This window comes from Manganibacter manganicus (assembly GCF_002075885.1).
In the GTDB taxonomy this organism is placed as follows: domain Bacteria; phylum Pseudomonadota; class Alphaproteobacteria; order Rhizobiales; family Rhizobiaceae; genus Mesorhizobium; species Mesorhizobium manganicum.
In genome coordinates this window covers 130076-152861 of the sequence record NZ_MDET01000003.1, presented here as the reverse complement: position 1 = coordinate 152861, position 22786 = coordinate 130076, and the positions used below count along the sequence as shown (strand labels likewise).

At 61.7% G+C, this 22786-nt stretch carries 20 protein-coding genes and 1 tRNA gene; 5 read left to right on the top strand and 16 right to left on the bottom strand.

What is annotated here, in order from left to right:
• Positions 1 to 668 precede the first annotated feature (668 nt).
• On the top strand, positions 669 to 1514 hold the full coding sequence (locus BFN67_RS03600) for an EamA family transporter (RefSeq protein ID WP_080918229.1): 846 nt from the start codon (positions 669 to 671) through the stop codon (positions 1512 to 1514).
• 3 nt (positions 1515 to 1517) lie between these two features.
• Here the strand turns inward: BFN67_RS03600 and BFN67_RS03595 are convergent, their stop codons facing one another.
• From BFN67_RS03595 to BFN67_RS03540, 12 genes are all read right to left on the bottom strand, one after another.
• The gene (locus BFN67_RS03595) at positions 1518 to 3146 is read right to left on the bottom strand and encodes a GMC family oxidoreductase (protein ID WP_080918255.1); all 1629 of its coding nucleotides are present in this window, start codon (positions 3144 to 3146) and stop codon (positions 1518 to 1520) included.
• Between the two features lie 8 nt (positions 3147 to 3154).
• Positions 3155 to 3916 (bottom strand): 3-ketoacyl-ACP reductase, encoded by a 762-nt coding sequence (locus tag BFN67_RS03590; protein ID WP_080918228.1) that lies wholly within the window; start codon positions 3914 to 3916, stop codon positions 3155 to 3157.
• Positions 3913 to 5415, bottom strand: coding sequence for a GMC oxidoreductase (locus BFN67_RS03585; RefSeq protein WP_080918227.1), 1503 nt, complete (start codon positions 5413 to 5415; stop codon positions 3913 to 3915). The genes BFN67_RS03590 and BFN67_RS03585 overlap by 4 nt, the downstream gene beginning before the upstream one ends.
• A gap of 7 nt (positions 5416 to 5422) precedes the next feature.
• Entirely contained in the window at positions 5423 to 6538 is a 1116-nt protein-coding gene (locus tag BFN67_RS03580) for an ABC transporter ATP-binding protein (protein WP_080918226.1), read from the bottom strand.
• Positions 6539 to 6541: 3 nt separating this feature from the next.
• On the bottom strand, positions 6542 to 7423 hold the full coding sequence (locus BFN67_RS03575) for a carbohydrate ABC transporter permease (RefSeq protein WP_080918225.1): 882 nt from the start codon (positions 7421 to 7423) through the stop codon (positions 6542 to 6544).
• Positions 7420 to 8337, bottom strand: a complete 918-nt coding sequence (locus BFN67_RS03570) for a carbohydrate ABC transporter permease (protein WP_080918224.1) — start codon at positions 8335 to 8337, stop codon at positions 7420 to 7422. Before BFN67_RS03570 ends, BFN67_RS03575 begins: the two co-directional genes overlap by 4 nt.
• Positions 8338 to 8398: 61 nt before the next feature.
• Positions 8399 to 9655, bottom strand: coding sequence for an ABC transporter substrate-binding protein (locus BFN67_RS03565; RefSeq protein WP_139789009.1), 1257 nt, complete (start codon positions 9653 to 9655; stop codon positions 8399 to 8401).
• A gap of 58 nt (positions 9656 to 9713) precedes the next feature.
• Positions 9714 to 11225, bottom strand: coding sequence for an aldehyde dehydrogenase family protein (locus BFN67_RS03560; RefSeq protein ID WP_080918223.1), 1512 nt, complete (start codon positions 11223 to 11225; stop codon positions 9714 to 9716).
• Between the two features lie 26 nt (positions 11226 to 11251).
• On the bottom strand, positions 11252 to 12028 hold the full coding sequence (locus BFN67_RS03555) for an enoyl-CoA hydratase/isomerase family protein (RefSeq protein ID WP_080918253.1): 777 nt from the start codon (positions 12026 to 12028) through the stop codon (positions 11252 to 11254).
• Positions 12021 to 13607, bottom strand: coding sequence for an acyl CoA:acetate/3-ketoacid CoA transferase (locus BFN67_RS03550; protein ID WP_080918222.1), 1587 nt, complete (start codon positions 13605 to 13607; stop codon positions 12021 to 12023). The genes BFN67_RS03555 and BFN67_RS03550 overlap by 8 nt, the downstream gene beginning before the upstream one ends.
• A 27-nt stretch (positions 13608 to 13634) precedes the next feature.
• On the bottom strand, positions 13635 to 14648 hold the full coding sequence (locus tag BFN67_RS03545) for a Gfo/Idh/MocA family protein (protein ID WP_080918221.1): 1014 nt from the start codon (positions 14646 to 14648) through the stop codon (positions 13635 to 13637).
• The gene (locus BFN67_RS03540; protein ID WP_080918220.1) at positions 14645 to 15691 is read right to left on the bottom strand and encodes a LacI family DNA-binding transcriptional regulator; all 1047 of its coding nucleotides are present in this window, start codon (positions 15689 to 15691) and stop codon (positions 14645 to 14647) included. The genes BFN67_RS03545 and BFN67_RS03540 overlap by 4 nt, the downstream gene beginning before the upstream one ends.
• A gap of 200 nt (positions 15692 to 15891) precedes the next feature.
• Between BFN67_RS03540 and BFN67_RS03535 the strand changes: the two genes are divergently transcribed.
• Entirely contained in the window at positions 15892 to 17046 is a 1155-nt protein-coding gene (locus tag BFN67_RS03535) for a dihydrodipicolinate synthase family protein (RefSeq protein ID WP_080918219.1), read from the top strand.
• Positions 17047 to 17060: 14 nt separating this feature from the next.
• Here the strand turns inward: BFN67_RS03535 and BFN67_RS03530 are convergent.
• Together BFN67_RS03530 and cpdR are read right to left on the bottom strand one after the other, a co-directional pair.
• A tRNA-Val gene (locus tag BFN67_RS03530) sits at positions 17061 to 17135 on the bottom strand.
• Between the two features lie 129 nt (positions 17136 to 17264).
• Positions 17265 to 17627 (bottom strand): cell cycle two-component system response regulator CpdR, encoded by a 363-nt coding sequence (cpdR, locus tag BFN67_RS03525; RefSeq protein WP_080918218.1) that lies wholly within the window; start codon positions 17625 to 17627, stop codon positions 17265 to 17267.
• Between the two features lie 198 nt (positions 17628 to 17825).
• On the opposite strand from cpdR, the gene BFN67_RS03520 reads away from it, so the two are divergent.
• Both BFN67_RS03520 and hisN read left to right on the top strand, forming a co-directional pair.
• Positions 17826 to 18719, top strand: a complete 894-nt coding sequence (locus BFN67_RS03520; RefSeq protein WP_080918217.1) for an N-formylglutamate amidohydrolase — start codon at positions 17826 to 17828, stop codon at positions 18717 to 18719.
• A gap of 104 nt (positions 18720 to 18823) precedes the next feature.
• A complete protein-coding gene (hisN, locus tag BFN67_RS03515; protein ID WP_080918252.1) occupies positions 18824 to 19594 on the top strand; it encodes a histidinol-phosphatase in 771 nt (256 codons plus the stop codon).
• 1 nt (position 19595) lies between these two features.
• Here the strand turns inward: hisN and BFN67_RS03510 are convergent, their stop codons facing one another.
• Positions 19596 to 20555 (bottom strand): alpha/beta fold hydrolase, encoded by a 960-nt coding sequence (locus BFN67_RS03510; RefSeq protein WP_080918216.1) that lies wholly within the window; start codon positions 20553 to 20555, stop codon positions 19596 to 19598.
• Positions 20556 to 20987: 432 nt separating this feature from the next.
• Between BFN67_RS03510 and BFN67_RS03505 the strand changes: the two genes are divergently transcribed.
• The gene (locus BFN67_RS03505) at positions 20988 to 21455 is read left to right on the top strand and encodes an Hsp20 family protein (protein ID WP_080918215.1); all 468 of its coding nucleotides are present in this window, start codon (positions 20988 to 20990) and stop codon (positions 21453 to 21455) included.
• A gap of 56 nt (positions 21456 to 21511) precedes the next feature.
• Here the strand turns inward: BFN67_RS03505 and BFN67_RS03500 are convergent, their stop codons facing one another.
• Positions 21512 to 22558 (bottom strand): threonine aldolase family protein, encoded by a 1047-nt coding sequence (locus tag BFN67_RS03500; protein ID WP_080918251.1) that lies wholly within the window; start codon positions 22556 to 22558, stop codon positions 21512 to 21514.
• Positions 22559 to 22786: the final 228 nt, after the last annotated feature.

The following is a 22786-nucleotide window of genomic DNA, read 5'->3' as shown; positions in this document are numbered from 1 at the left end:
AGCCCTCATGGTGAGGTGCGCAGCGAAGCGGAGCCTCGAACCACGAGGGCGGCTCCAGTTCGCGTGGATGGAAATTTGTCGTCTGCCGCAGCCGATAAGAATAGATCCGTTGCCAATCAGGCGCTTGCCCCGTTAACGACGATTTTCTTCTCCCGCTTTATCCACACCCGCCATCCTTCCCGCATAATCCGTCTCAGCAGCTTGCCAGCGGGAACGGGTGTGCACACTCGAGCATCCAGGCAAGTGTGGCGCCGGGTGCGTTATCCGTAACAGTGAACGGAACCGCCCGGCCCGAACCGGACCTGAGATGCTCGCGCCCGCAAATGGGCGATGGGCCGGGAAAGGCAAGGGTAGAAACGCCGGCGGGCGCGGACAACCGTGCCATATAATTGAACTTAGGAGGTACGGCCCCGCGCCCGCTTCCCGACCTTTCACCTCGAAAGGTCCGTTCTTTGAAATGGCCAGGGCCGAAGGCAGCGTGGCAGCGGTGAAACGCGCCAAATTTCTGGTCCACAAGACAATCTTGGCGCCGCCATTGCGGGTCTGGCTTTGACAGGGTAGTGCCGGACCTCGAAAGTGAGCCGGTTAATCGTGAAAACCTTCCATATCCCATATGGCATGCGGCCCTGGCCCGTCGGGCCGCTCTCCGGCAAGGGAATGATGTGGTCATGACGCCTTTGGTGTTCATCGCCGTGCTGGCCGCGGCCATCATGCATGCATCGTGGAACGCGCTGATCAAGATCAGGACCGATCGCTTTGCCTCGATCACGCTCACCACGCTCGGCATGACCGTCTGTTCTTTGCCGGTGCTGCCTTTCGTGCCCATGCCGGGCCTGGCTGCCTGGCCATGGATCATCGCCTCGCTCGTTATTCACATTGGCTACCGGCTCTATCTGGTGCGCGCCTATGAGGTGGGCGACATGGCCCAGACCTATCCGCTGGCGCGCGGCACCGCGCCACTGCTCACCACGGTGGGCGGCATCGTGCTGGTGGCGGAGGTGCCGGCGCCGCTGGCGCTTGTCGGCATCCTGCTGCTTTCGGCGGGCACATTCCTGATGTCACTGCGCGGCGGGGGAGATATCGGCAAGCTGAACGGCAAGGCCGTGTCCTACGCACTGCTCACCTCGCTGTTCATAGCAAGCTATACGCTTTGCGACGGCATCGGCGCGCGCCTTGCCAGCACGCCGGTCAGCTATGCGGCGTGGATGTTCGTATGCGACGGTCTGTTCGCCACCACGATCGGTTTCGCCTATCGTGGCCGGCGGCTGATGACCACGCTGGCGAAGGAATGGCAGGTCGGTTTCGTTACCGGGTTCTTGAGCGCCGCCGCCTACGGCATCGTCATGTGGGCGATGACGAAGGCGCCCATCGCCACGGTCGCCTCGTTGCGCGAGACTTCCATCCTGTTCGCCATGGCGATCTCGGTCTTCGCGCTCGGCGAAAAAATGACCGGCTGGCGCGGTGCGGCGGCGCTCTCCATCGTCGTCGGCATGATCGCGCTGAGGATGAGCTGACCTTCAGGCCGCGCGATTGCCCGAAAAGACCGCCGGCGGCAGCGGCTCGCGACCAAGGATGATGTCGGCGCCCTTTTCGCCCACCATGATGGTCGGTGCATTGGTGTTGGACGACGGCACGCGCGGCATCACCGAGGCATCGCAAACGCGCAAGGCGTCGATGCCGCGCACCTTCAGTTCGGGCGTTACCACCGCGTCCTCGCCATGGCCCATGCGGCAGGTGCCGACCGGATGATGATCGGTCTTGGCCGAACGGCAGGCGTAGTCGAACAACTCGTCGTCGGTGTCTAACCGCTCGCCCGGCAGCACCTCGCGCAGCACATAGGGTTTCAGCGCCTGCTGGCGCATGATCTCGCGGGCAAGGCGCAGCCCCTTGATCGCCATTGCCTTGTCATGCGGATCGGCCCAGTAATTCGGGTCGATCAGCGGCATGGCGGCAGGGTCGGCGCTGGCCAACCGCACCGTGCCGCGTGAGCGCGGCCTGAGATAGGCGGAGTTGAGCGTGACACCGGGATTGTTCAGCTTCTCCACGCCGGCCTCGATGCCGGAGCCGAGACCGAGATGGAATTGGATATCCGGCGAGGCGGCGGTCGGATCGGCATACCAGAAGCCGCCGGTCTCGAACAGCGAGGAGGCTGCCGGCCCCTTTTTCAGCAGCAGATACTGGAGGCCGGCCCAGGCGGTGCGGTGCAGTTTTGCGTAATTGTCGTAGGTGTGATCGCCGGTGCATTCGCAGATCACGAACAGGTCGAGATGGTCCTGCATGTTGGAGCCGACGCCGGGCAGGTCGTGGACCGGGGCGATGCCGACCGACTTCAGATGATCGGCGGGGCCGATACCGGATTGCATCAGCAGCTTCGGCGAGCCGATGGTGCCGGAGGAAACGATGATTTCGCGCTCGGCATGCAGGATTTGCGGACGGCTGCCTGGCTTGTCCACGATCTCGACGCCGACGGCACGGCCGTTTTCCACGACAACGCGCGTGACCATAATACCGGTTTTCACCGTGAGATTTTTCCGGTCGCGGATCGGCTTCAGATAGGCGACGGAGGCCGACGAGCGGCGGGCGTCCTTCTGGGTCAACTGGTAATAGCCGACGCCTTCCTGGCTCGCGCCGTTGAAATCCGGGTTGAAGGGAATGCCCAATTGCTGGGCCGCGCGGAAATAAGCCTCGCAGATCGGCAGCGGCGCGATCGGGTTGGAGACACCGAGCGGGCCGGCGTCACCGTGATAGTCGTTGGAAAAACGCTGGTTGTCTTCGGCGCGCTTGAAATAGGGCAGCACGTCGCGATAACCCCAGCCGGCAAGCCCTTCCTCGTGTTCCCAGGCGTCGTAATCGCGGGCATTGCCGCGCGTGTAGATCTGCGCGTTGATGGAGGAACCGCCGCCCAGTACCTTGGCCTGCGTGTACCAGAAGACGCGGTCGTTCATGTGTTTCTGCGGCACGGTGGACCAGCCCCAGGAGGCGATGCCCTTGGTCATCTTGGCAAAGCCGGCGGGCATGTGGATCAGCGGATGCCAGTCCTTGCCGCCGGCCTCCAGCAGCAGCACCTTGTTGGCGGGATCTTCGGAAAGCCGGTTGGCCAGCACGCAGCCGGCTGGTCCGGCGCCGACAATGATGAAATCGGTCATGATCTTGCTCATAGTCTGGGCACGGAAAGTGCGCCGTCGAGATTGACGATCGAGCCGGTGGCGAAGCCGAGTTTGCCGGAAGCGAGGGCAGCCACCGCCGCGCCGATATCGGCCGGCTCGCCCCAGCGTCTTGCCGGCACCAGCCCGCTTTCGATCAGGGCGTCGTATTTGTGCGCGACCCCGGCGGTCATGTCGGTTCGAACGATGCCGGGGCGGACCTCGAACACGCCGATGTTTTCGGGTGCAAGCCGCAACGCCAGATTCTTCACCCACATGGAAAGGCCGGCCTTGGAAACGCAGTAGTCGGGCCGCTCCGGTGACGCCATTTCGGCGCTGACCGAGGTGATGGTGACGACCGACTTCGGGTGGTCGGTGGGCGTTGCCAGCATCGCCTTGGCAACGGATTGGCTGAGAAAGACCGTGCCGCGCAGGTTGACCGAAACGATCCGGTCGAAATTCTCCGGCTTCAGGTCCAGCAGATCGCCGCGCTCTACTGCGCCGATACCGGCATTGTTGACGAGGCAATCGATGCGGCCGAATTTTTCCAGCGCGGCGGCAACCAGCCGCTCATGTGTCGCCAGATCGGCGATATCGCAGGAGGCGTAGCCGAAGGCGGCGCCACGCTTTTCGATACGGGCATGCAAACCTTCGGCTGGCGGTGTGGCCAGATCGGCAAGAAGAATATCGAAGCCGGCTTCGGCCAGAGCCTCGGCGCAGGCAAGGCCGATGCCGCGCGCTCCGCCAGTGACTATGGCGACGGGGCGGGTCATGAGCTGAGTTCCGTCTTGCGAATATGATCGGCAACCCGCAGCGCCTGCGCGGCGATGGTCAATGCCGGATTGACGGCAGCTGAGGTCGGTAGGAAACCGCCATCGACGACAAACAGGTTCTGGTGGTCGAACGACCGGCACCAGGGATCGAGCGGCGCGGCTGCCGGGTCGCTGCCCATGCGCACTGTGCCGCACTGGTGCGAGGGCGTGCGCTTGTCGAATGGCCGTGACAGCACGATCGGGTAGCCGCAGGCGCGGAAATTCTCGCGCATGACTTTGGTTAGGCCGGCCAGCGCCTCCATGTTGGAGCGGTGCCATTGCAGCACGATGCCCTTGCCATCGACCATGACGCGGCTTTCAGGATCGGGCAGATCCTCGCACATCAGATACCAGTCGATGGCGTGGCCGGCCATGAAATCGGTGGCGAATTTCGGTGCCCAGTTCACATTGGCCTTGAGGATGTTGCCGTCGATCTTGCCGAGTAGCTGGACATTGCCGAGTGGCCTGCCGCCCTTGCCGTCGGAAAGGTAGTAGTCGTTCAGCATCAGGGTTTTCTGATAGACGCTGTCGTTGCGCCGGCGGGGGTCGATGGCCAGCATCGCGCTGGAATTGTGATTCATGAAATTGCGGCCGACATGATCGGACGAGTTGGCAAGGCCTTTGCCGGCAGGGGAGGGCGAGCGCAGCAGGATCGCGGCGGAATTGATGGCACCGGCGGAGAGGATGACCAGTCGGGGTGTGACGACCTTCAATTCATTACCCTGCCGGTAATGAATCGCGACGATGGCACTGCCATCCGGCGACACCTCCAGATGCTCGACATAAGCGCCGGTTTCAAGCCGGATGTTTTTGTCGACAAGAGCTGCCGTCAGCGGGCCGCTCTGGGCATCGACCTTGCCTTCGCCGGTATTGGGAAAGGCGTCCCACGGCGTCTTGCCGTCCTTCAGCCAGGCGTCTATGTCGACACCAAGCGGCAGCGAGGCGGGATGCAGGCCGAGGTCTTGCAGTTCGGAGCGGGCACGCGCGATGGCAGGTTCGTCCGGTACCGGATCGAAAGGGTAGGGGGTCGAGTGGAAAGGCTCGGTCGGGTCGTCGCCCAGCGCACCGCGCACCCGGAAAAGCTGCTCGGCCCTAGAGTACCATGGCTCCAGTTCTTCGTAGGGAAAGGGCCAAGCGGGAGAGAGCCCGCCGAAATGCTCCAGTTCGGCGAAATCTTCCCTACGGTAGCGGATCAGTACCGCGCCGTAGAATTTTGAATTGCCGCCGACGTAGTAGTAGTTGCCGGGATTGAAGGGCTGGCCGCCGGCCTCACGCCAAAACTCCTTTGGACGGTAGTGGCCGTCCACGAAAATCGCGCGGCTGTCGCGGGCATGCGGCGTTACCGGCAAAGGTTCGCCGCGTTCCAGGATCAGGATGTTGGCACCGCTTCCGGCCAGACCGGCAGCAATCGTGGCGCCGCCAATGCCGGAGCCGATGATGACGATATCCGGGGAGGTCATGGCTGGTTCAGGCGATCCGCATTTCCGTCGCGGGATCGAAGAACACCGCCTTGGTCAGGTTGAAGGCAAGCGGCGCCACGGTTCCCGGCTGGACATGGGCGTCGGCGCGCAGACGCGCGACCACGCCCTTGCCGCCGAGATTGGTGACGGCAAAGGTGTCCGAGCCGGCCGGTTCCACAACTTCGATATGGCAGTCCGCGGTGGCGACGGCAGTGGCGTCACGGTCGGCACTGTCGGGGTCGGTCAGGGCCTCGGGGCGGATACCAAACGTCACCGGCTTGCCGCGATAGGGCGAAAGCGCGTCCGATGCCTTGCCAAGCGGCAGCGAGATCGGCTTTTCGCCGTCGCGCGCCAGTTCCACGGTTGCGCCCTTGCCGTTTATGCCGATGGTGGCGGGGATGAGGTTCATCGCCGGCGAGCCCATGAAATCGGCGACGAAGATATTGGTCGGGTTGTTGTAGATTTCGGCTGGCGTGCCGTACTGCTGCAAGGTGCCGTCCTTGAGCACCGCGATCCTGGTGGCTAGCGTCATCGCCTCGATCTGGTCGTGCGTGACGTAGACGATTGTCGTGCCCATGCGCTGATGCAGCCGCTTGATTTCGGTGCGCATGTCGATCCTGAGCTTGGCATCGAGGTTGGAGAGCGGCTCGTCGAAGAGGAACACCTGCGGCTTGCGCACCAATGCGCGGCCCATGGCAACGCGCTGGCGCTGGCCGCCGGAAAGCTGGCTCGGCTTGCGGTCCAGCAGATGGTCGATCTGCAGCAGGCCGGCGACATCCGCGATGGCCTTGTCGCGCTCGGGCTTCGGGACCCCCCGGATTTCCATGCCGAAGGCGATGTTCTGGCCGACAGTCATATTGGGATAAAGCGCGTAGGACTGGAACACCATGGCGATGTCACGCTTCGACGGATGCAGGTCGTTGACCCGCTTGCCGGCGATCCTGATCTCGCCGCCGGTGACCGGCTCCAGGCCGGCAATGGTGTTGAGCAAAGTGGATTTGCCGCAACCTGAGGGGCCGACCAGGACGAGGAAGCCGCCTTCCTCGATTTCCAGCGAGACGCCCTTGAGGATTTTCGTCGCGCCGAAGGATTTTTGGAGATTGTCGATTTCGAGAAATGGCATTGGCTATCCCTTCACGGCGCCGGCCATCAGGCCGCGCACGAAATAGCGTCCGGAGACGATGTAAACGATGAGGGTGGGCAGCGCCGCCAGAATCGCTCCCGCGAAATGGACGTTGTAGGCCTTCACGCCGGTGGACGAGTTCACCAGATTGTTCAGCGCCACCGTGATGGGGATGGAGTCGAAGCTCGAGAATGAGGAGCCGAACAGGAAGTCGTTCCAGATATTGGTGAACTGCCAGATGACGGTGACGACGATGATCGGTCCCGAGGACGGGAGGAGGATACGCCGGAAGATCTGGAAGAATGAGGCGCCGTCGATCTGGGCGGCGCGTATCAGTTCGGTCGGGAAGGCCTCGTAATAATTGCGGAAGAACAGGGTGGTGAAGCCGAGGCCATAGACGGTGTGGATGAGGATCAGTCCGGGCACCGACCCAGCCAGCCCCAGCAGGCCGAGAATACGCGCGGCGGGGATCAGCACGATCTGGAAGGGGATGAAGCAGGCCAGCAGCATCATGCCGAAGACGACATTGTCGCCCCGGAAGCGCCATTTGGTCAGCACATAGCCGTTGAGCGCGCCGAGCAGCGTCGAGATGGCAACCGCCGGCACCACCATCATGATGGAATTGAGGAAATAGGGTTTAAGGCCGATGGGCTGTACGCCGATCTGCGCCGTCGACCAGGCTTCGAGCCACGGCGCGATCGTCCATACATGCGGCAGCGCCAGCATGTTGCCCTTGCGGATTTCGTCGAGCGGCTTCAACGAATTGACCAGCATCACGTAGAGCGGCAACAGGTAATAGACCACAAACAGGATCAGAACGGCGTAGATGAAGGCGCGGGCAAAAACGCCGTTGCGGGTGGCGACATCGGCGGAAGGCCGGCTCATTTCTTGTGCCCTCCGAGTTCTGAATAGAGATAGGGCACGATGATCGCGAAGATCATCATCATCATGACCATGGCGGATGCCGCGCCCATGCCCATCTCGTTGCGGCCGAAGGTGAATTTCGTCATGAACAGAGCGGGCGTCCAGGTTGATGTGCCGGGCCCACCATCCGTCATGGCGACCACCAGATCGTAGGATTTGATGGCAAGGTGGGCGAGCACGACGAAGGCCGACAGGAAAACCGGGCGCATCAGCGGGATGATGATGCGCCGGTAGATCATGAATGTTGACGCGCCGTCGATCTGGGCGGCTTTGATGATCTCGTTGTCGACGCCGCGCAAGCCGGCAAGGAACATCGCCATCACAAAGCCGGACGACTGCCAGATCGCGGCAATGACGATGGTGTAGATGGCGAAATCGCGATCCTTGATCCAGCGGAAGGAAAAGCTTTCCCAGCCAATCTGATGCATGGCGTGCTCAAGCCCGATGCCGGGGTCGAGAAACCATTTCCAGGCTACGCCGGTGACGATGAAGGATAGCGCCATCGGATAGAGGTAGATCGGCCGCAGGAAGCCTTCGCCGCGAATCTTCTGGTCGAGCAGGATGGCAAGCCCGAGGCCGATCACCGAGCAGATGACGATGTAGAGCACCGAGAAGATGGCGAGGTTCTGGAGTGAGACGATCCAGTTCGGGTGCCGGAACAGGCGCACGTAATTTTCGAACCCGACCCATGTCGAGAAATCGGGCAGGAGTTTCGAGCCGGAAAAGGAGAGAAAGCCGGTGAAGATGATGAAGCCATAGACGAAAACGAGGATGATGGCGAAGCTGGGCGCCAGCACGATCTTCGGCAGCAGGTCCTGTAACGTTGTTTTCGCAGTAGTCACCGCGCCGGGCGCGGTCATGGTGGCGTCGGCCATGATGATAATCCGGTTCGCTGGAATGTGCCCCGGTCAACACCGGGGCACGGGCTTCTTTGGCTTATTGAGCCGCAGCGACAGCGTCGACGAGCGCCTCGGCAGCCGCCTTGGGATCGAGATCGCCGTTATATTCGCGGGTGATCACGTCATACATGGCGTTCTTGATCGCAGCCGGGCTGGCATAACCCTGCGACATGGAGCCGAGCAGCGTGCCCTTCTCATTGGCTTCCGCGAGATCCTTGATCGCCTTCTTGCCGCAAGCGTCGAAAGCGGTGTCCGGCACATCGGTACGCGCCGGAGCCGAACCCTTGACGACGTTGAACGACGACTGGAAGGCCGGGTCCTCGATGTCGGAGGCCATCTGGAGTTGGGCCGCCTGCTTGTCCTTGCCGACCTTGAACATCATGAACATATCGGAGTTGAAGGTGACCGCACCTTGCGTGCCGGGGAAGCGGATGCAGACGAAGTCTTCACCCGGCTTCTTGCCGGCGTTGACGAACTCGCCCTTGGCCCAGTCGCCCATGATCTGCATGCCGGCCTTGCCGTCGATGACCATGGCGGAATCGAGGTTCCATTCGCGGCCCGAAAAGTTGTCATCGACATAGGAACGCAGCTTGGACAGGCGCGTGAAGGCTTCGACCATCTTGTCGGAACCGAGTGCCTCCGGGTCAAGATCGATCAGCGATTTCTGGTAGAAATCGGTGCCGAGCGAAAGGACCATGGAATCGAACATGGTGGCTGCGTTCCAGGCGTTGCCGCCGCCGACGATCGGGATGATGCCATTGGCCTTCATCTTGTCGAGAACGGCGATCAGTTCGTCCCAGGTCTCGGGAGCCTTGCCGCCTGCAGCGTCGAGCGCCTTCTTGTTGATCCAGATCCAGTTGGTGGAATGGACGTTCACCGGCGCGGCGATCCACTTGCCATCAAATTTGGCGAATTTCTGTAGCGCGGCGGGAATGACCTTGTCCCAGCCTTCCTTGCCTGCGACCGAATCCAGATCGCCGACGACGCCTTGCTTGGCCCAGTCGGTGATGTCGAAGCCGAGCGCCTGCACCGCGGTAGGCGGATCGCCGGCGGTGACGCGAGCGCGCAGCGCAGCCATCGCCTGCTCGCCACCGCCGCCGGCAACGGGCATGTCCTTCCAGGTGATGCCCTGGCTTTCGAGTTTCTTCTTCAGCACGTTGAGTGCGGCCGCTTCGCCGCCGGAGGTCCACCAATGCAGGACCTCGACCGATTCCCCGGCTGCCTGGGTTGTTACGGCATAGCCGGCCGTCAGGCCCGTGGCCAGCAGGGTTCCGATAAGCAGTTTACGCAACATGAACTTCCTCCCTTGTTGCATTGGCATGGCCGGTGGGTTCCACCGGGTTCTTCTCAACTCAGCCGACCCACTTTGCAGTGCGGGGGCCGCGATGAAACTGGATTGTCTTCTCCTCCGTGTAGTCTTCAACCGCGCGTTTCCCGAGTTCGCGGCCGAGACCGGACTGCTTGTAGCCGCCGAACGGCAATTCGGGATATCCGTCCATGAACGTGTTCACCCAAACGGTTCCGGAGCGCACCCCGCGCGCTATCGCCATGCAGGTGTCGATGTCCTTGCTCCACACCCCGGCCGATAGACCATAAGGCGTGTCATTGGCGATGTGCAACGCCTTTTCAATCGATTCAAAAGTCAGCATGGACAGGACCGGCCCGAACACCTCCTCGCGCGCCACAGCCATATCGGCTTTCACGCCGCTGAGGATCGTGGGGTCGAGATAAACCCCCTTGCCTGCGGGCAGTGACTGCCCGCCGGCGTGGACCACGACGCCGGCTTTGGCGGCCTCGCCAATGTAACCCCGCACCTTGTCGAGATGCTCAGCCGAGATCATCGCCCCCACCTTGGTGGTATCGTCGAGAGGATCGCCCACCTTGACCTTCGCGGTCAATGCCCGAACGGCGTCGAGGAATTCGGCGGCAATAGCTTCATGGACGATCAGCCGACTGCCGGCATTGCAACACTCGCCGGCGTTGAAGAACCCGCCGAAGACGGCCGCGTCGGCTGCCGCTTCGAGATCGGCGTCGGGAAACACGATCTGGCCGTTCTTGCCGCCGAGTTCCATCGAAACTTTCTTCAGCGAGGCGGCTGCCGAGGCCATCGTCAATTTGCCGACGCGGGTCGAGCCGGTAAAGGACACCATCTCGACCAGCGGGTGCGAAACCATGGTGGCGCCGACATCGCTGCCGAACCCGGCGACGATGTTGACCACCCCTGCCGGCAGGCCGGCTTCTAACAAAATATCACCGAGCACAAAGGTCGAGGCCGATGTCATTTCGCTGGGCTTCACCACCGCCGTACAGCCGGCGGCGAGCGCAAAGGGCAATTTCTGACTGACGATCAGGAAAGGAAAGTTCCAGGGCGTGATGATCGAGACGACGCCAATCGGTTCACGCAGCACGACGCCAAGCATCGTATCGCCGAGATTGGCGTAGGATTCGCCGTTGAGCGTGCGGGCAAGGGCGGCGGCATAGCGCCAGATGTCCACCGCCCCGGCGATCTCGCTGCGGGCCTGGGCGATCGGCTTGCCGGATTCCAGTGCGTCGAGCCGCGCGATTTCCTCCAGCCGAGTCTCGATCCGGTCGGCGGCTTTCAACAGGATCGCGGCGCGCTCCACTGCTTTCATGCGCGGCCATGGGCCGGCCTCGAAGGCCTTGTGGGCTGACTGGACGGCGGCTTCGACATCGGTTTCGCCGGCCTGCGCGTACCGCGATACGATAAAGCCGTGGCCGGGCGAGACGCGTTCGATGATGCGCCCGTCGTGGGCATCGACCTGCCGACCGCCAATGAGAAGCTTATAGGCTTTCGGGGCGGAAGATGCCTCGGGAGGCATGTCGATTTGGAGAGGCGCGTTCATGTGATTTTCTGAGTCCGTATCTGCCGCTAAGTTCTTGAAAAATCGGGATCGTTTTTGCGCCGAAACGCGTCGACGCCGGTCTTGAGATCGCCAGTTAATGCAATGAATCCACTGGCTAATGTTTCGGTTGAAGACGCCGTTTCCTCGCCTTCGGCAATGGCGATCATCAGCTTGGTCGCTTCCGTCGCCAGAGGCCCGCGCCGGGCGATTTTTCCGGCCCATTCCTTTGCCTCGTTTCGTGCCGTGCCAGTGTCCACCACACGATCGACAATGCCGAGGGAAAGCGCCTGCGCGGCGGTGAAGACTTCGCCACCGATCGCCATGCGCCGCACCGCCTGCGCGCCGAAGCGGCGCACGGCGCGTTGCGTTCCCGACCAGCCCGGTACGACGCCAAGTGAGGTTTCGGGGAAGCCGAGCTTCACTTGCGTTTCGGCGATGCGCAGATCGCAGGCAGCGGCCAGTTCCAGCCCGCCGCCCAGCGCATGACCGGAAAGCACGGCGATGGTGGGCTGGCGAAGACGGGCGAGCCGGTCGAAGACGCGGTGGCCATAGCGCACCCACTTTACCTGGAAATCGGCGGCGCTCATCCCCGACCATGCCTCGATGTCGCCGCCGGCGCAAAACCCCTTGCCTTCGCCGCAAAGCAGGATGACGCGCACGTCATCGGCATCTTCCGCTTCGCGCAATGCGTTTTCCAGCGCGCGCAGCATCGGTATGTCGAGCGCATTGAACTTGCCCGCTCGGCGCAATGTTATCGTGCCGATAGCGCCATCGGCTTCGAAGGTGACGAGTGGTTCAGACATTGCCGCCTCCATCCAGCGACATGCCGATCGGCTGACCCTGATAAAGCGCCGCTGGCATGGTCTTCAAATGCGGCGATACCGCCAATGTGGTCCCAGCCTGCGCCAGCACGTCGCGCTCAAGGTCGATGCCGGGCGCGATTTCCGTGACCAGAAGGCCCTGTGGCGCCAGCTTCATTACGCAGCGCTCGGTGACATAGGTGATGTCCTGCCCCTGCTCGATGGCGCGGCGGCCGGAGAAGGAGATGTGATCGACCTCATCGACGATCTTGCGGACCTTTCCTTCCTTGTCGATTCGGATGCGGCCATCGGCCAGCGACAGCTTGGCGCCGGCATTGAAGAAGCCGGAAAAGACGATCTTTTTCGCGCGTGCCGTAATGTCCACGAAGCCGCCGCAGCCGGCGGTGACATGCGGGCGCACGGCAAGCCTGGAGACGTTGACCGAGCCATGGCGGTCGATCTGCAGGAAGGAGAGCAGTGAAGCGTCGAAGCCGCCGCCCTGAAAGTAAGTGAACTGGTACGGCGAAGGCACGATGGCCTCGGCGTTTGACGAACAGCCGAATTTGAAATCGAGCAGCGGCACGCCACCGACGGCGCCCTGTTCGATCACCCAGGTGACCTTGCCGTGCTGACCTTCCTCCAGAAGGATGCGCGGCACATTGGCCGAGATGCCGAAGCCGATATTGACCGCCCAACCATCGTGCAACTCCATGGCCACGCGGCGCGCAATTGCCTTCTGCACATCGAGTGCCGGGGTGCGGAAGGTGGAAAGCGGCCGGAAGATCTCGCCGGAGATCGCCGGATCGTAGGGTGTCTGCGTGGTCTGCAACTGGTCGGGATCGACCACGATATGATCGATCAGCACACCGGGCACCCGCACGTCATGCGGCTTCAGCGTGCCGTTTTCGACCATGCGCTTGACTTGCGCGATGACGATGCCGCCATTGTTGCGCGCGGCCAGTGCCTGATCGAGCCCGCCGAGATAAGCGCCCTCGTGCTCATAGGTGAGATTGCCGCGCTCGTCGGCGCTGGTGGCGCGGATGATGGCGATTTGCGGAACGATGGCGGGGAAGTACAGCCATTCTTGGCCGTCGAAATTTTCCAGGCGAACGATGGCGTCGCTGGCCGCCTCGTTCATGGCGCAGCCCTGTTGACGCGGATCGACGAAAGTGTCGAGGCCAACCTTGGTGAGCACGCCGGGGCGCTTGGCCGCCGCCTCGCGATGTATGTCGAACATGATGCCGGACGGCACATTGTAGGCCGCGACGCTATTGTCCGCGATCATCTGCCAGATCAGCGGCGGCTCGGCGGAGGAGGGACCGGAGGGGTAGGAACCGGCAAGGACCGTCTTCAGAAGGCCGGGCTTGGCCAGATGGTCGATACCCTTGATGCCCCACATATCGCCGGCGGCGATGGGGTGCAGCGTGGTGAGGTCGCGTGGATGACCCTCCGCCTCAAACCGTGCGCCGATGGCGGCCAGCACCGCATCCGGACAGCCGAGGCCGGACGAAGAGGAAACCGAGACGGTCATGCCGTCCTTGATGAGATTGGCGGCTTCAGCGGCGGTGATGAGTTTGGTCATTTTTGGTTCTCGACAATTCCCTGCGCGTTAAGTGCGCACTCGAACGCCTGGCTCGATCTTCACAGCCCGTCCCGTCCTCGCCGATTGCAAGGCCGCCTCGGCGCAGGCGAGCGACCAGACGCCATCCTCGCCCGTTGCTGCCGGTTGTCCCTCACCGCGGATTGCGGCGTGGAACGCGCCGAGCGCCCGCCCGTAAAGGCTCTCGCGCTCGAGGGGCAATTCCTCTTCGCCAATTGCCGTGCGCAAAATGACGGAGCCGACCGGCTTTTGCGTCATCACGTCGCTGGCGATGAGCGAGCCCTCGGTGCCATGCACCTCGAAGCCGGTTTCGGCGAATTTGGTGGTGAAGCCTTCATGGCTTTGCGCGATCAGTCCTGATTTGAAGCGCCAGATACACATGGCGCCGTCCTCCAGCCCGCTTGCCGCCATGCCGGCGGCTTGTGTGAAGGCAGAAATCTCGATGGGGTCGTGGCCAAGCACGAAGCGCAGAGTGTCGGCATCGTGCACGGTGATGTCGAGCACAACGCCGCCGCCGGCTGCCGGGTCCTTGAGGCGCCAGCCTTGCAGATGCTCGGGCAGATAAACCGAATGGAAGACGCGCGCCGCAACCGGTTTGCCGATGGCGCCGGCGCGTATGGCCTCACGCATGGCGCGATGTGCCCCGGCATTGCGCAGATGATGATTGGTGGCGAGCACGACATTCGCGATGCTGGCTGCCACGACCATCTTGCGGGCGTCATTGCTGGAAAGTGCCAGCGGCTTCTCGCACAATATGTGCTTGCCGGCCCTGGCCGCCGCCAATGCCTGCTCAAGATGCAACTCGTTGGTTGTCGAGATGTAGACCGCGTCGATGTCCGCGCTGAGCAGGTCATCGAGGTTCGCGAAGGCGAGCGGGATGCCGTTCTCCCTGGCATAGGCGGCTCCACGCTCCGGGTTGGAACTCATCACGGCGGCGATTTCGCCGCCCTCTGCGCGGATGGCGTCGATAACGTATTCGCGCGCTATATTGGAGGCGCCGATCAGGCCCCAGCGTATCGTCATGCCGCCTCTCCCTTGGCTGTTTTGCCATTCGGCCGTGTCGGGCCGCAGCTTTCCCTGACAACAAGATTGACCGATCCGATATGGTCGTCAGCGCGTGTGGTGCGCGATTGGATCATCTTCAGCACCGTTTGTGCCGCTCGTTCACCGAGGCTTGCGGTATCGACGGCCACGCTGGTCAATGCCGGGACATAGTGTTCAGCCTCCGCCACATCGTCGAACCCGACGACGGCGAAATCGCGCCCCGGCTCCAGCCGGTGCTGGCGCAATCCGAGCATAACGCCGAAGGCAACGGCGTCATTGAAGCACAGCGCCGCGGTGGGCGGTTCACTGGCGGCGAGCGCGCTGTTCAGGCAAGCCATGCCGCCCTTGCGGCTGGTTTCCCCTTCTACGAGCAGCACGGCGTCTTCGCGAATGCCTGCCTCGGCACATGCCTCCTGAAAGCCTTGCAGCCTGTCGCGATAGACCACCAGTTCCAGCGAACCGCCGAAGAACGCCAGACGGCGATGGCCCTTCGCGATCAGGTGGCGAGTTGCCATGAAAGCGCCGCGGATATTATCAGGCGCAACGATCGGAATGCGGCTTTCAGGCAGACGCCGCATGGCGAAAACCACCGGGATGCCTGCAGCCTCCACACGCTGGAATGCGTCCGTCTGGCTTCCGCGCGCCGGCGACACGATCAGTCCGGCGACACCTTGCTCCATCAGCGATTTCAACACCTCTTCCTGGCGTACGGGGCTTTCGGCGGTGTTGGCGATGAAGGGCACGATGCCGGCCGCCTGGAAAACACGCTCCATGCCCACCGCCATTTCGGCGAAGAACGGGTTGGTGAGATCGTTGATGACCATGCCGACAAAATTTGAGTGAGGCTTGCGCAGATTGGCAGCGCCGCGATTGTAGACGTAGCCGGTATCCCCGATCGCCTTGCGCACCTTTGCGGCGGTCTCGGAACGGATTCGATCGCTGCCCTGGAGAACCAGCGAGACCGTCGATTTGGACACGCCCGCCGCGCGGGCAATGTCGAGGATCGTCGCCTTGGTCCGCATGACCTCCCAAACCTCCAGGGTTAGCAATTTATTGGAACGTTCTAATAACATTTAGCAAGCTGTCGTCAACCGGAATTTATCCTCGCATGAAATGCAATAAAACAAACGGAATAGGGGTAGAATCTGAATCATAATCATCGGATCAATTCAGTTGAATTATTGGAACGTTCCATTTATGACTCGGTTAAAGGGAGAGTTCCATGGAAATCGTGCTACCCGAAAGCGATGGCCGCAGCAGGCTGTATCGCCTGATTGGAACGCCGGTGGAGGCCGTGCCGGGGGCTCATTTCCCGCGCGTCGCCTATGCTGCCGCCCATGTCGTCGCCGATCCGCTGAAGGCCGTTGATCCCTGGCGGTCGGCCGCAGTCGATTGGGATCGAACCATGGCATTTCGCCACCATCTATGGCGGCTGGGCTTTCGCATTGCCGAGGCGATGGACACTTCGCAGCGCGGCATGGGTTTCGATTGGGAAAATGCCAGGGAACTGATCCGCCGTTCGATTGCCGAGGCGCGCAGTGTGGAGGGCGCCGATCTCGCTTCAGGTGTCGGCACCGACCATCTGGAACCCGGCGCGGCGACGTCGCTCGATGACGTGATTGCAGCCTATGAAGACCAGTTCGGCTTTATCGAGGGACAAGGTGGCAAGGCCATCATGATGGCAAGCCGTGCGCTGGCCGCGCTTGCCAAAGGCCCTGATGATTACGCCCGTGTCTATGATCGCATTCTGTCGCAAGCATCCGATAAGGTCATCCTGCACTGGCTGGGCGAAATGTTCGATCCCGCGCTGAAAGGCTATTGGGGCGCGGGCGATTTCGAGACCGCATTGGACACCGTGGTCGCCATTATCGAACGCCATGCGGCGAAGATCGAGGGGATCAAGATATCGCTGCTCGACGCCGACAAGGAAATCGCGCTGCGCGCGCGCCTGCCAGGTGGCGTTGTCATGTTTACGGGTGACGATTTCAACTACCCGGAACTGATCGCGGGCGACGGAACACGGCACTCCCATGCCCTGCTTGGCATTTTCGACGCCATTGCTCCGGCGGCCAATGCAGCATTGGCGCGGCTCGGTGCCGGTGACCGCGCCGGCTATGACCGGTTGATGGCGCCGACCGTGCCGCTGTCGCGCAAGATCTTCGAGGCGCCGACTGAATATTACAAGGCCGGCATTGTCTACATGGCCTGGCTCAACGGCCATCAGGATCATTTCACCATGGTCGGCGGCATGCAGTCGGCGCGCGGCATCTGCCATTACGCCGAGGTATTCCGTCTGGCCGACGCGGCCGGCTTGCTTGCCGACCCCGAACTTGCCGTGTCGCGCATGAAAAACCTATGCGCGGTGGCCGGCGTCTGAATTTTCTGAATGGATGGTGGGCGTGACAGGGATTGAACCTGTGACCCCTACGATGTCAACGTAGTGCTCTCCCGCTGAGCTACACGCCCATCCGACGTCGCGCATACATCATTTTTGATGCGGCGCGTCAATAGATCAAAGCGGGAAAGTCAGCCTTTGTGGCTGTCGTGTGCGTAAGCGGGAATCCTTAGGCCATTTCCAGCCGATAATGGCCGCAATCAGGCAGCTTGCAACATCTTTTCGACCTCATCGACGAGGTCACGCAGGTGGAAGGGCTTCGACAGAACCTTGGCATCCTTAGGGGCGTTGGAATCGGGGTTGAGGGCAACCGCGGCGAAGCCGGTAATAAACATTACCTTGAGATCGGGGTCGATTTCGGTGGCGCGGCGCGCCAGTTCGATGCCGTCCATTTCCGGCATGACGATATCGGTGAGCAGCAGCGAGAAGGGTTCCTCACGCAAACGCTCATAGGCGCTGGCGCCATTGTCGAAATCGCTGACCTGATAGCCGGCGCGCTCCAGCGCCTTGACCAGAAAGCGACGCATGTCGTTGTCATCTTCAGCCAGAAGAATGCGTGCCATATTTCCCGTCCGATTCACCGCGCGAGGCGCGTTTCACACCGCCCCGTTAACCATGCGATATATGAATGGGTGAGGGTAAAGATCAAGTGAATGATGGGGGAGCGTATTTGCCGCTGCGATTGCCTGGCGTCGGCGCTGGACATGGCGCGAGCAGGATGGCAAGTTTTATGAAGGCACCGGTGCTTCGGATTTTGGACATTGACGACGGCAAACGAAGATTTTTCGACCGTTCCGCCTTTTGAGATTCGCTCAGGTGCGGAACAGCGTGTGCCGTTCATTTTCAATTCGCCGCATAGCGGGCGCTATTATCCCCCACGTTTTCTGGGTATGGCGCGGCTGGACAGGACAGCGATCCGCCGCTCTGAGGATTGTTATGTCGATGAATTGTTCGGCGGCGTGGTCGGGCTGGGAGCGCCGCTTCTGGCGGCGAATTTCCCACGCGCTTACCTTGATGTGAACCGCGAGCCATGGGAACTCGATCCGCGCATGTTCTGCGAACCGGTGCCGTCTTATTGCAACGTTCGCTCCGCTCGCGTTGCCGGCGGTCTTGGCACGGTTCCGCGGCTGGTGGGAGAGGGGCTCGACATCTACCCCGGTCGGCTGCCGCTGGCCGAAGCCGTTTCGCGAATCGAGGTGATCTACAAACCCTATCACCAGACCCTGAAGCGACTTCTCACCCGCACCCATGCCGGCTTCGGCTTTGCCGTTCTGGTTGACTGCCATTCGATGCCGGGAAGTGTGCGGATCGGAGATGGCGGCCTGAAGCCGGATTTCATCATAGGAGATCGTTTCGGCATTTCGGCGCCGGCGGCCCTCACTGCGCATGCCATCGATCTGCTTTCCGCCATGGGTTATGTCGTGGCGCACAACAAACCCTATGCGGGGGGCTTCATAACCGAGCATTATGGCCGTCCGGCGCGCAATCTCCATGCCTTGCAGATCGAGGTCAATCGCGGGCTTTATATGGATGAGCGTACCTTCGAGAAGAAAGCAGGTTTTGGCGCTCTGTTGGAAGATCTGACGCGCTTTTCGGCTGATCTGATGGCCTTGCCCGACCATCATCTGCTAGGGCTGCCGCTTGCGGCGGAGTAAGCGCCGCGCGCGAAGTCGCAGGTGACAGGCCGCCGGCTGCATTGCTAAGACAGCGCTGAATGCTTTCGATGCTCGACTGGTCGTTGTGCCGTTCAGGAGATATCATGGACATATCCAGAGACTTCATGCGGCGGCTTGCCGAAGCGGCCGCGGCCGAAACCCTGCCGCGCTTTCGCAGTGAGGGCGCGGTCGTCAACAAACTGACGGACAGTTTCGATCCGGTAACGGAAGCCGATCGGCAGGCGGAACTGGCGATCCGCCAGGTGATTGGCGCCGAATTCCCCGATCATGGCATTCTGGGCGAAGAACATGGCAGCGAGAATCTGGACAGCAGCCACGTCTGGGTAATCGACCCTATCGATGGCACGCGCGCTTTTATCTCCGGCCTGCCGGTATGGGGCACGCTGGTCGGGCTGGTCGAGGATGGCGATGCCGTCGCCGGCATGATGTCGCAGCCATTCACCGGCGAATTATTTTATGCCAATGCTTCCGGCGCGTATTACGAGGGGCCGGGCGGCGCACGCAAACTTGCCACCCGCAACACGACCAGCCTTGCCGAGGCGACGCTGTTCACCACCACGCCAGCCCTGTTCGAAGGGCCGTTGCGAGACCTCTATGACCGGCTCGAGAGCAAGGCCCGGTTGGCCCGCTACGGCACGGACTGCTATGCCTTCGCCATGCTGGCGGCAGGCCATGTCGATATCGTCGTCGATCCCGGATTGAAGCCCTACGATATTGTCGCGCTCATTCCGATCATTGAAAAGGCGGGCGGCATCGTCACCACTTTCAACGGAGGACCGGCTGAAAAGGGTGGCGATATACTGGCTGCCGCGACGCCTGAGCTTCATGCCGCCGCGATGGCCGAACTGCGCTGACCTATGGCGTCTCTGCGTCGGAGCCTGGAATGAAGGCGTCGAAGGCGGCGAGGAACTGTTCACGATAAAGATCGGCTTCCTGCAGGATCTCGTGGCGGGCGCCATCGATGGTCACCAACCCGCCTAGCCGCAGGTGGCGTGCATAGTCCTCGATGGCCTTGGTCGAGACGACCTGGTCCGCCCCGGCCGCGACCACCAGTGTTGGAATATTGTTGGCGGCCATGAAGTTCGGTTCGCAGACGGCAATTGCCGCCTCGCAGGCGCCGCGCAGCCAGCGCAGTGTCGGCCCACCGAGTGCAAGCTGGGGGAACGTTTCGTAGATCAGCCGATTGCGCCTGTAGCGCGCTGCATCGGACGTGACTTTGTTCGTCTCGAAGGTAACCTTTTGTCGCGCGCGCGGCCCACCGGTGACATAGAGCCGGCCAAGCCCCAGCCAGCATAACAGCCGCGCCACGCGACCCACCGTCTTCATCGAAACAGGCTGGCCGGGGAGCGCCAGAAACGGCGCAATCAGCACCATGCGGCGGACGCGGTTGACCATGGAGCGCGCCGCAAGCAGAGCGATCAGGGCGCCGGATGAATGGGCCAGCACGTAATAGGGGCCGCGACAATCGGGCAGGACGATCTCGCCAAAAAACTGATCCAGATCGCGGGTGTAATCGGGAAAGCTCTTCACATAACCGCGTTCGACATTGCGCAGAAGCCGGTCGGAGCCGCCCTGGCCCCGCCAATCGAAGACCGCGACGCCGAACCCGCGTTCTGTCAGATTGCGGATGGTCTCGAAATATTTTTCGATGCATTCGTTGCGCCCGGTGAGCAGGAGCACCGTACCCCTGATCGGTCGGCTGGACGCAGCAAAACAGGCATAGCGAAGCCGCTTGCCGTCGGTGGCTGTCAGATAACCGCCATTGGCATGCTCGGGGACAGGATTGTCCGGGATTTCGTGGAACAGGTCCGTCATGCAGTGCCCTGGCTGGCATATCGTACCGGCAAACGGGCCGGCCCTGCATGGTGATAGAGATAATCAGGGCAAAAGCAAAGCCAGCGGAGTGCGGCGTATGGCAGGCGAGGCTGGAAGCTGCGAACAGCCTCCAGCCCCTGTCGATCCGGGAGGAAGGGACGTTACACCCGGTTCGCCTTTCTGCGGCGCGGTTGCACCGCTTTTTCCGTTGTTGCTGCAATCCTATGATGGCCAGGCTGAATGATGGCCGAAGTCGCTGTTCATCCGCCGTTCATTCGAAAACGAGTGACCCAAAAGGCCTTGAAAGCGGTTTTGACGGTCCCCAGATGATGGATGCGGTCGCCAATAAGGGGCCGTTGGTCCAACCGGGACGCCATACGGGTTTCGTACCGGGCCATAACGCAAACTTGTTGCTCAACAGGAGAACACATCATGCGTCATGTCGATTTTTCCCCACTCTATCGCTCGACCGTTGGTTTCGACCGCCTTTTCACAATGCTGGACTCGCTTGCCCAGCCTGACGGCGGCCAGACTTATCCGCCCTACAACATCGAAAAGACAGGCGAGAACGCCTATCGCATCTCGGTCGCGGTGGCCGGCTTCTCGGATGACGAGATTTCGATCGAAGCCCATCGCAACGTGTTGACCATCAAGGGTGAACGCAAGGACGAGAGCGAGGACGACGGAGCCGAACTGCTTTTCCGCGGTATCGCCAGCCGTAGCTTCGAGCGCCGGTTCCAGCTTGCCGAGCATGTCGATGTCGAGGGCGCGACGTTGAAGAACGGCCTGCTTTATGTCGACCTCAAGCGCAACGTTCCCGAGGAACTGAAACCGCGCAAGATCGCCATCACTGCGGCACCGGTCAAATCCAAGCAGATCGAGGCTAAAACCGCGAACTGACCTTCTCATCCTCCCGAGAAGGAAGGCGGTGCGGGATGACCGCACCGCCTTTTTTATTAGATCAGTTTGCCGAAGCGCTCGACGTCTTCGGCTGTCGTCGCAAAGGACGTGACGAACCGGTAGAGGGCTTCGTCTTCGGTGATGGAACCGGCAAAGCCGTGCGGCATATGCCAATCGTGGAAATGCGCGCCTGCCGCCTGCAGCCGGTCGGCTTGCGATTTGCCGATGATGGCGAACACCTCGTTGGCTTGCGGCTGCCAGGCGAGTTGTGCGACCCGCGAAGCTTCGATGGCACTGGCGAGGCGCGTCGCCATGGTGTTGGCGTGACGTGCGCTTTCCAGCCACAGGCCGCCGTCGAGATAAGCGTCGAACTGAGCGGCGATGAAACGTGATTTCGAAAAGAGCTGAGCTGCGCGCTTGCGCAGGAACGAAAGCTCCTTCGCTCGATCGAGATCGAAAAGAACGATCGCCTCCGCGCACCAGCAGCCATTCTTGGTGCCGCCGAAAGAGAGGATGTCGACGCCGCGCTTCCAGGTCATTTCGGCGGGCGTCGTTCCCAACGAAACCAGCGCATTGGCAAAGCGCGCGCCATCCATGTGCAGTGGCAGGTCGTGCTTTTTCGCCAATGAGGCAATTTCATCGATCTGGTCGAGGCTATAGACGGTGCCGATCTCGGTGGACTGGGTTAGGGACACCGCCATCGGCCGGCCCGCATGAACGAATTCGGGCACAAAGCGGGCAAGCGCCCTTTCGAGACTGCCGGCATCCATCCTTCCCAGTGCGCCACCCACCGGGAAAAGCCGGGAACCGCCGGTCAGGTACTCCGCCGCCCCGCATTCGTCCTCGATCAGATGCGCTTCGCGGTGGCAGAAGGCTATGCCACCCGTCTTGTTGCAGGCAGCAAGGGAAAGCGTGTTGGCCGCAGTGCCAGTGGCGACGAAGAACACAGCCACCTCGCGCTCGAAAATTTCGCTGAAACGCCGATAGACCGCATGGTCGAGTTCGCCGTCGCCGTAGGCTGCGCTGTATCCTGCGGCCTGATGCGAGAGGTTCGCGGCAATGGCCGGATGAGCGCCTGCCCAATTGTCAGAAGCGAAATGCATATGATGATGTCCGTATGAGCGTGTGAGATGAGGCGACCTTTGGCGATCCGGATAGGGGTTGGCAAGGTCCGATCTCGTGGAGTCCGTAATGCCAACTTTTTGCAGGGCGGCCGCGTAGGAAAGCTTCATATCGGGCAAAAGTTTTGAAATTTTATGTCGCAGATCACGAAAGTTTTTTGTGAATCGGTCTTGTCCATCGGTCGGATTTCTGTCATAAATTTAGGACAG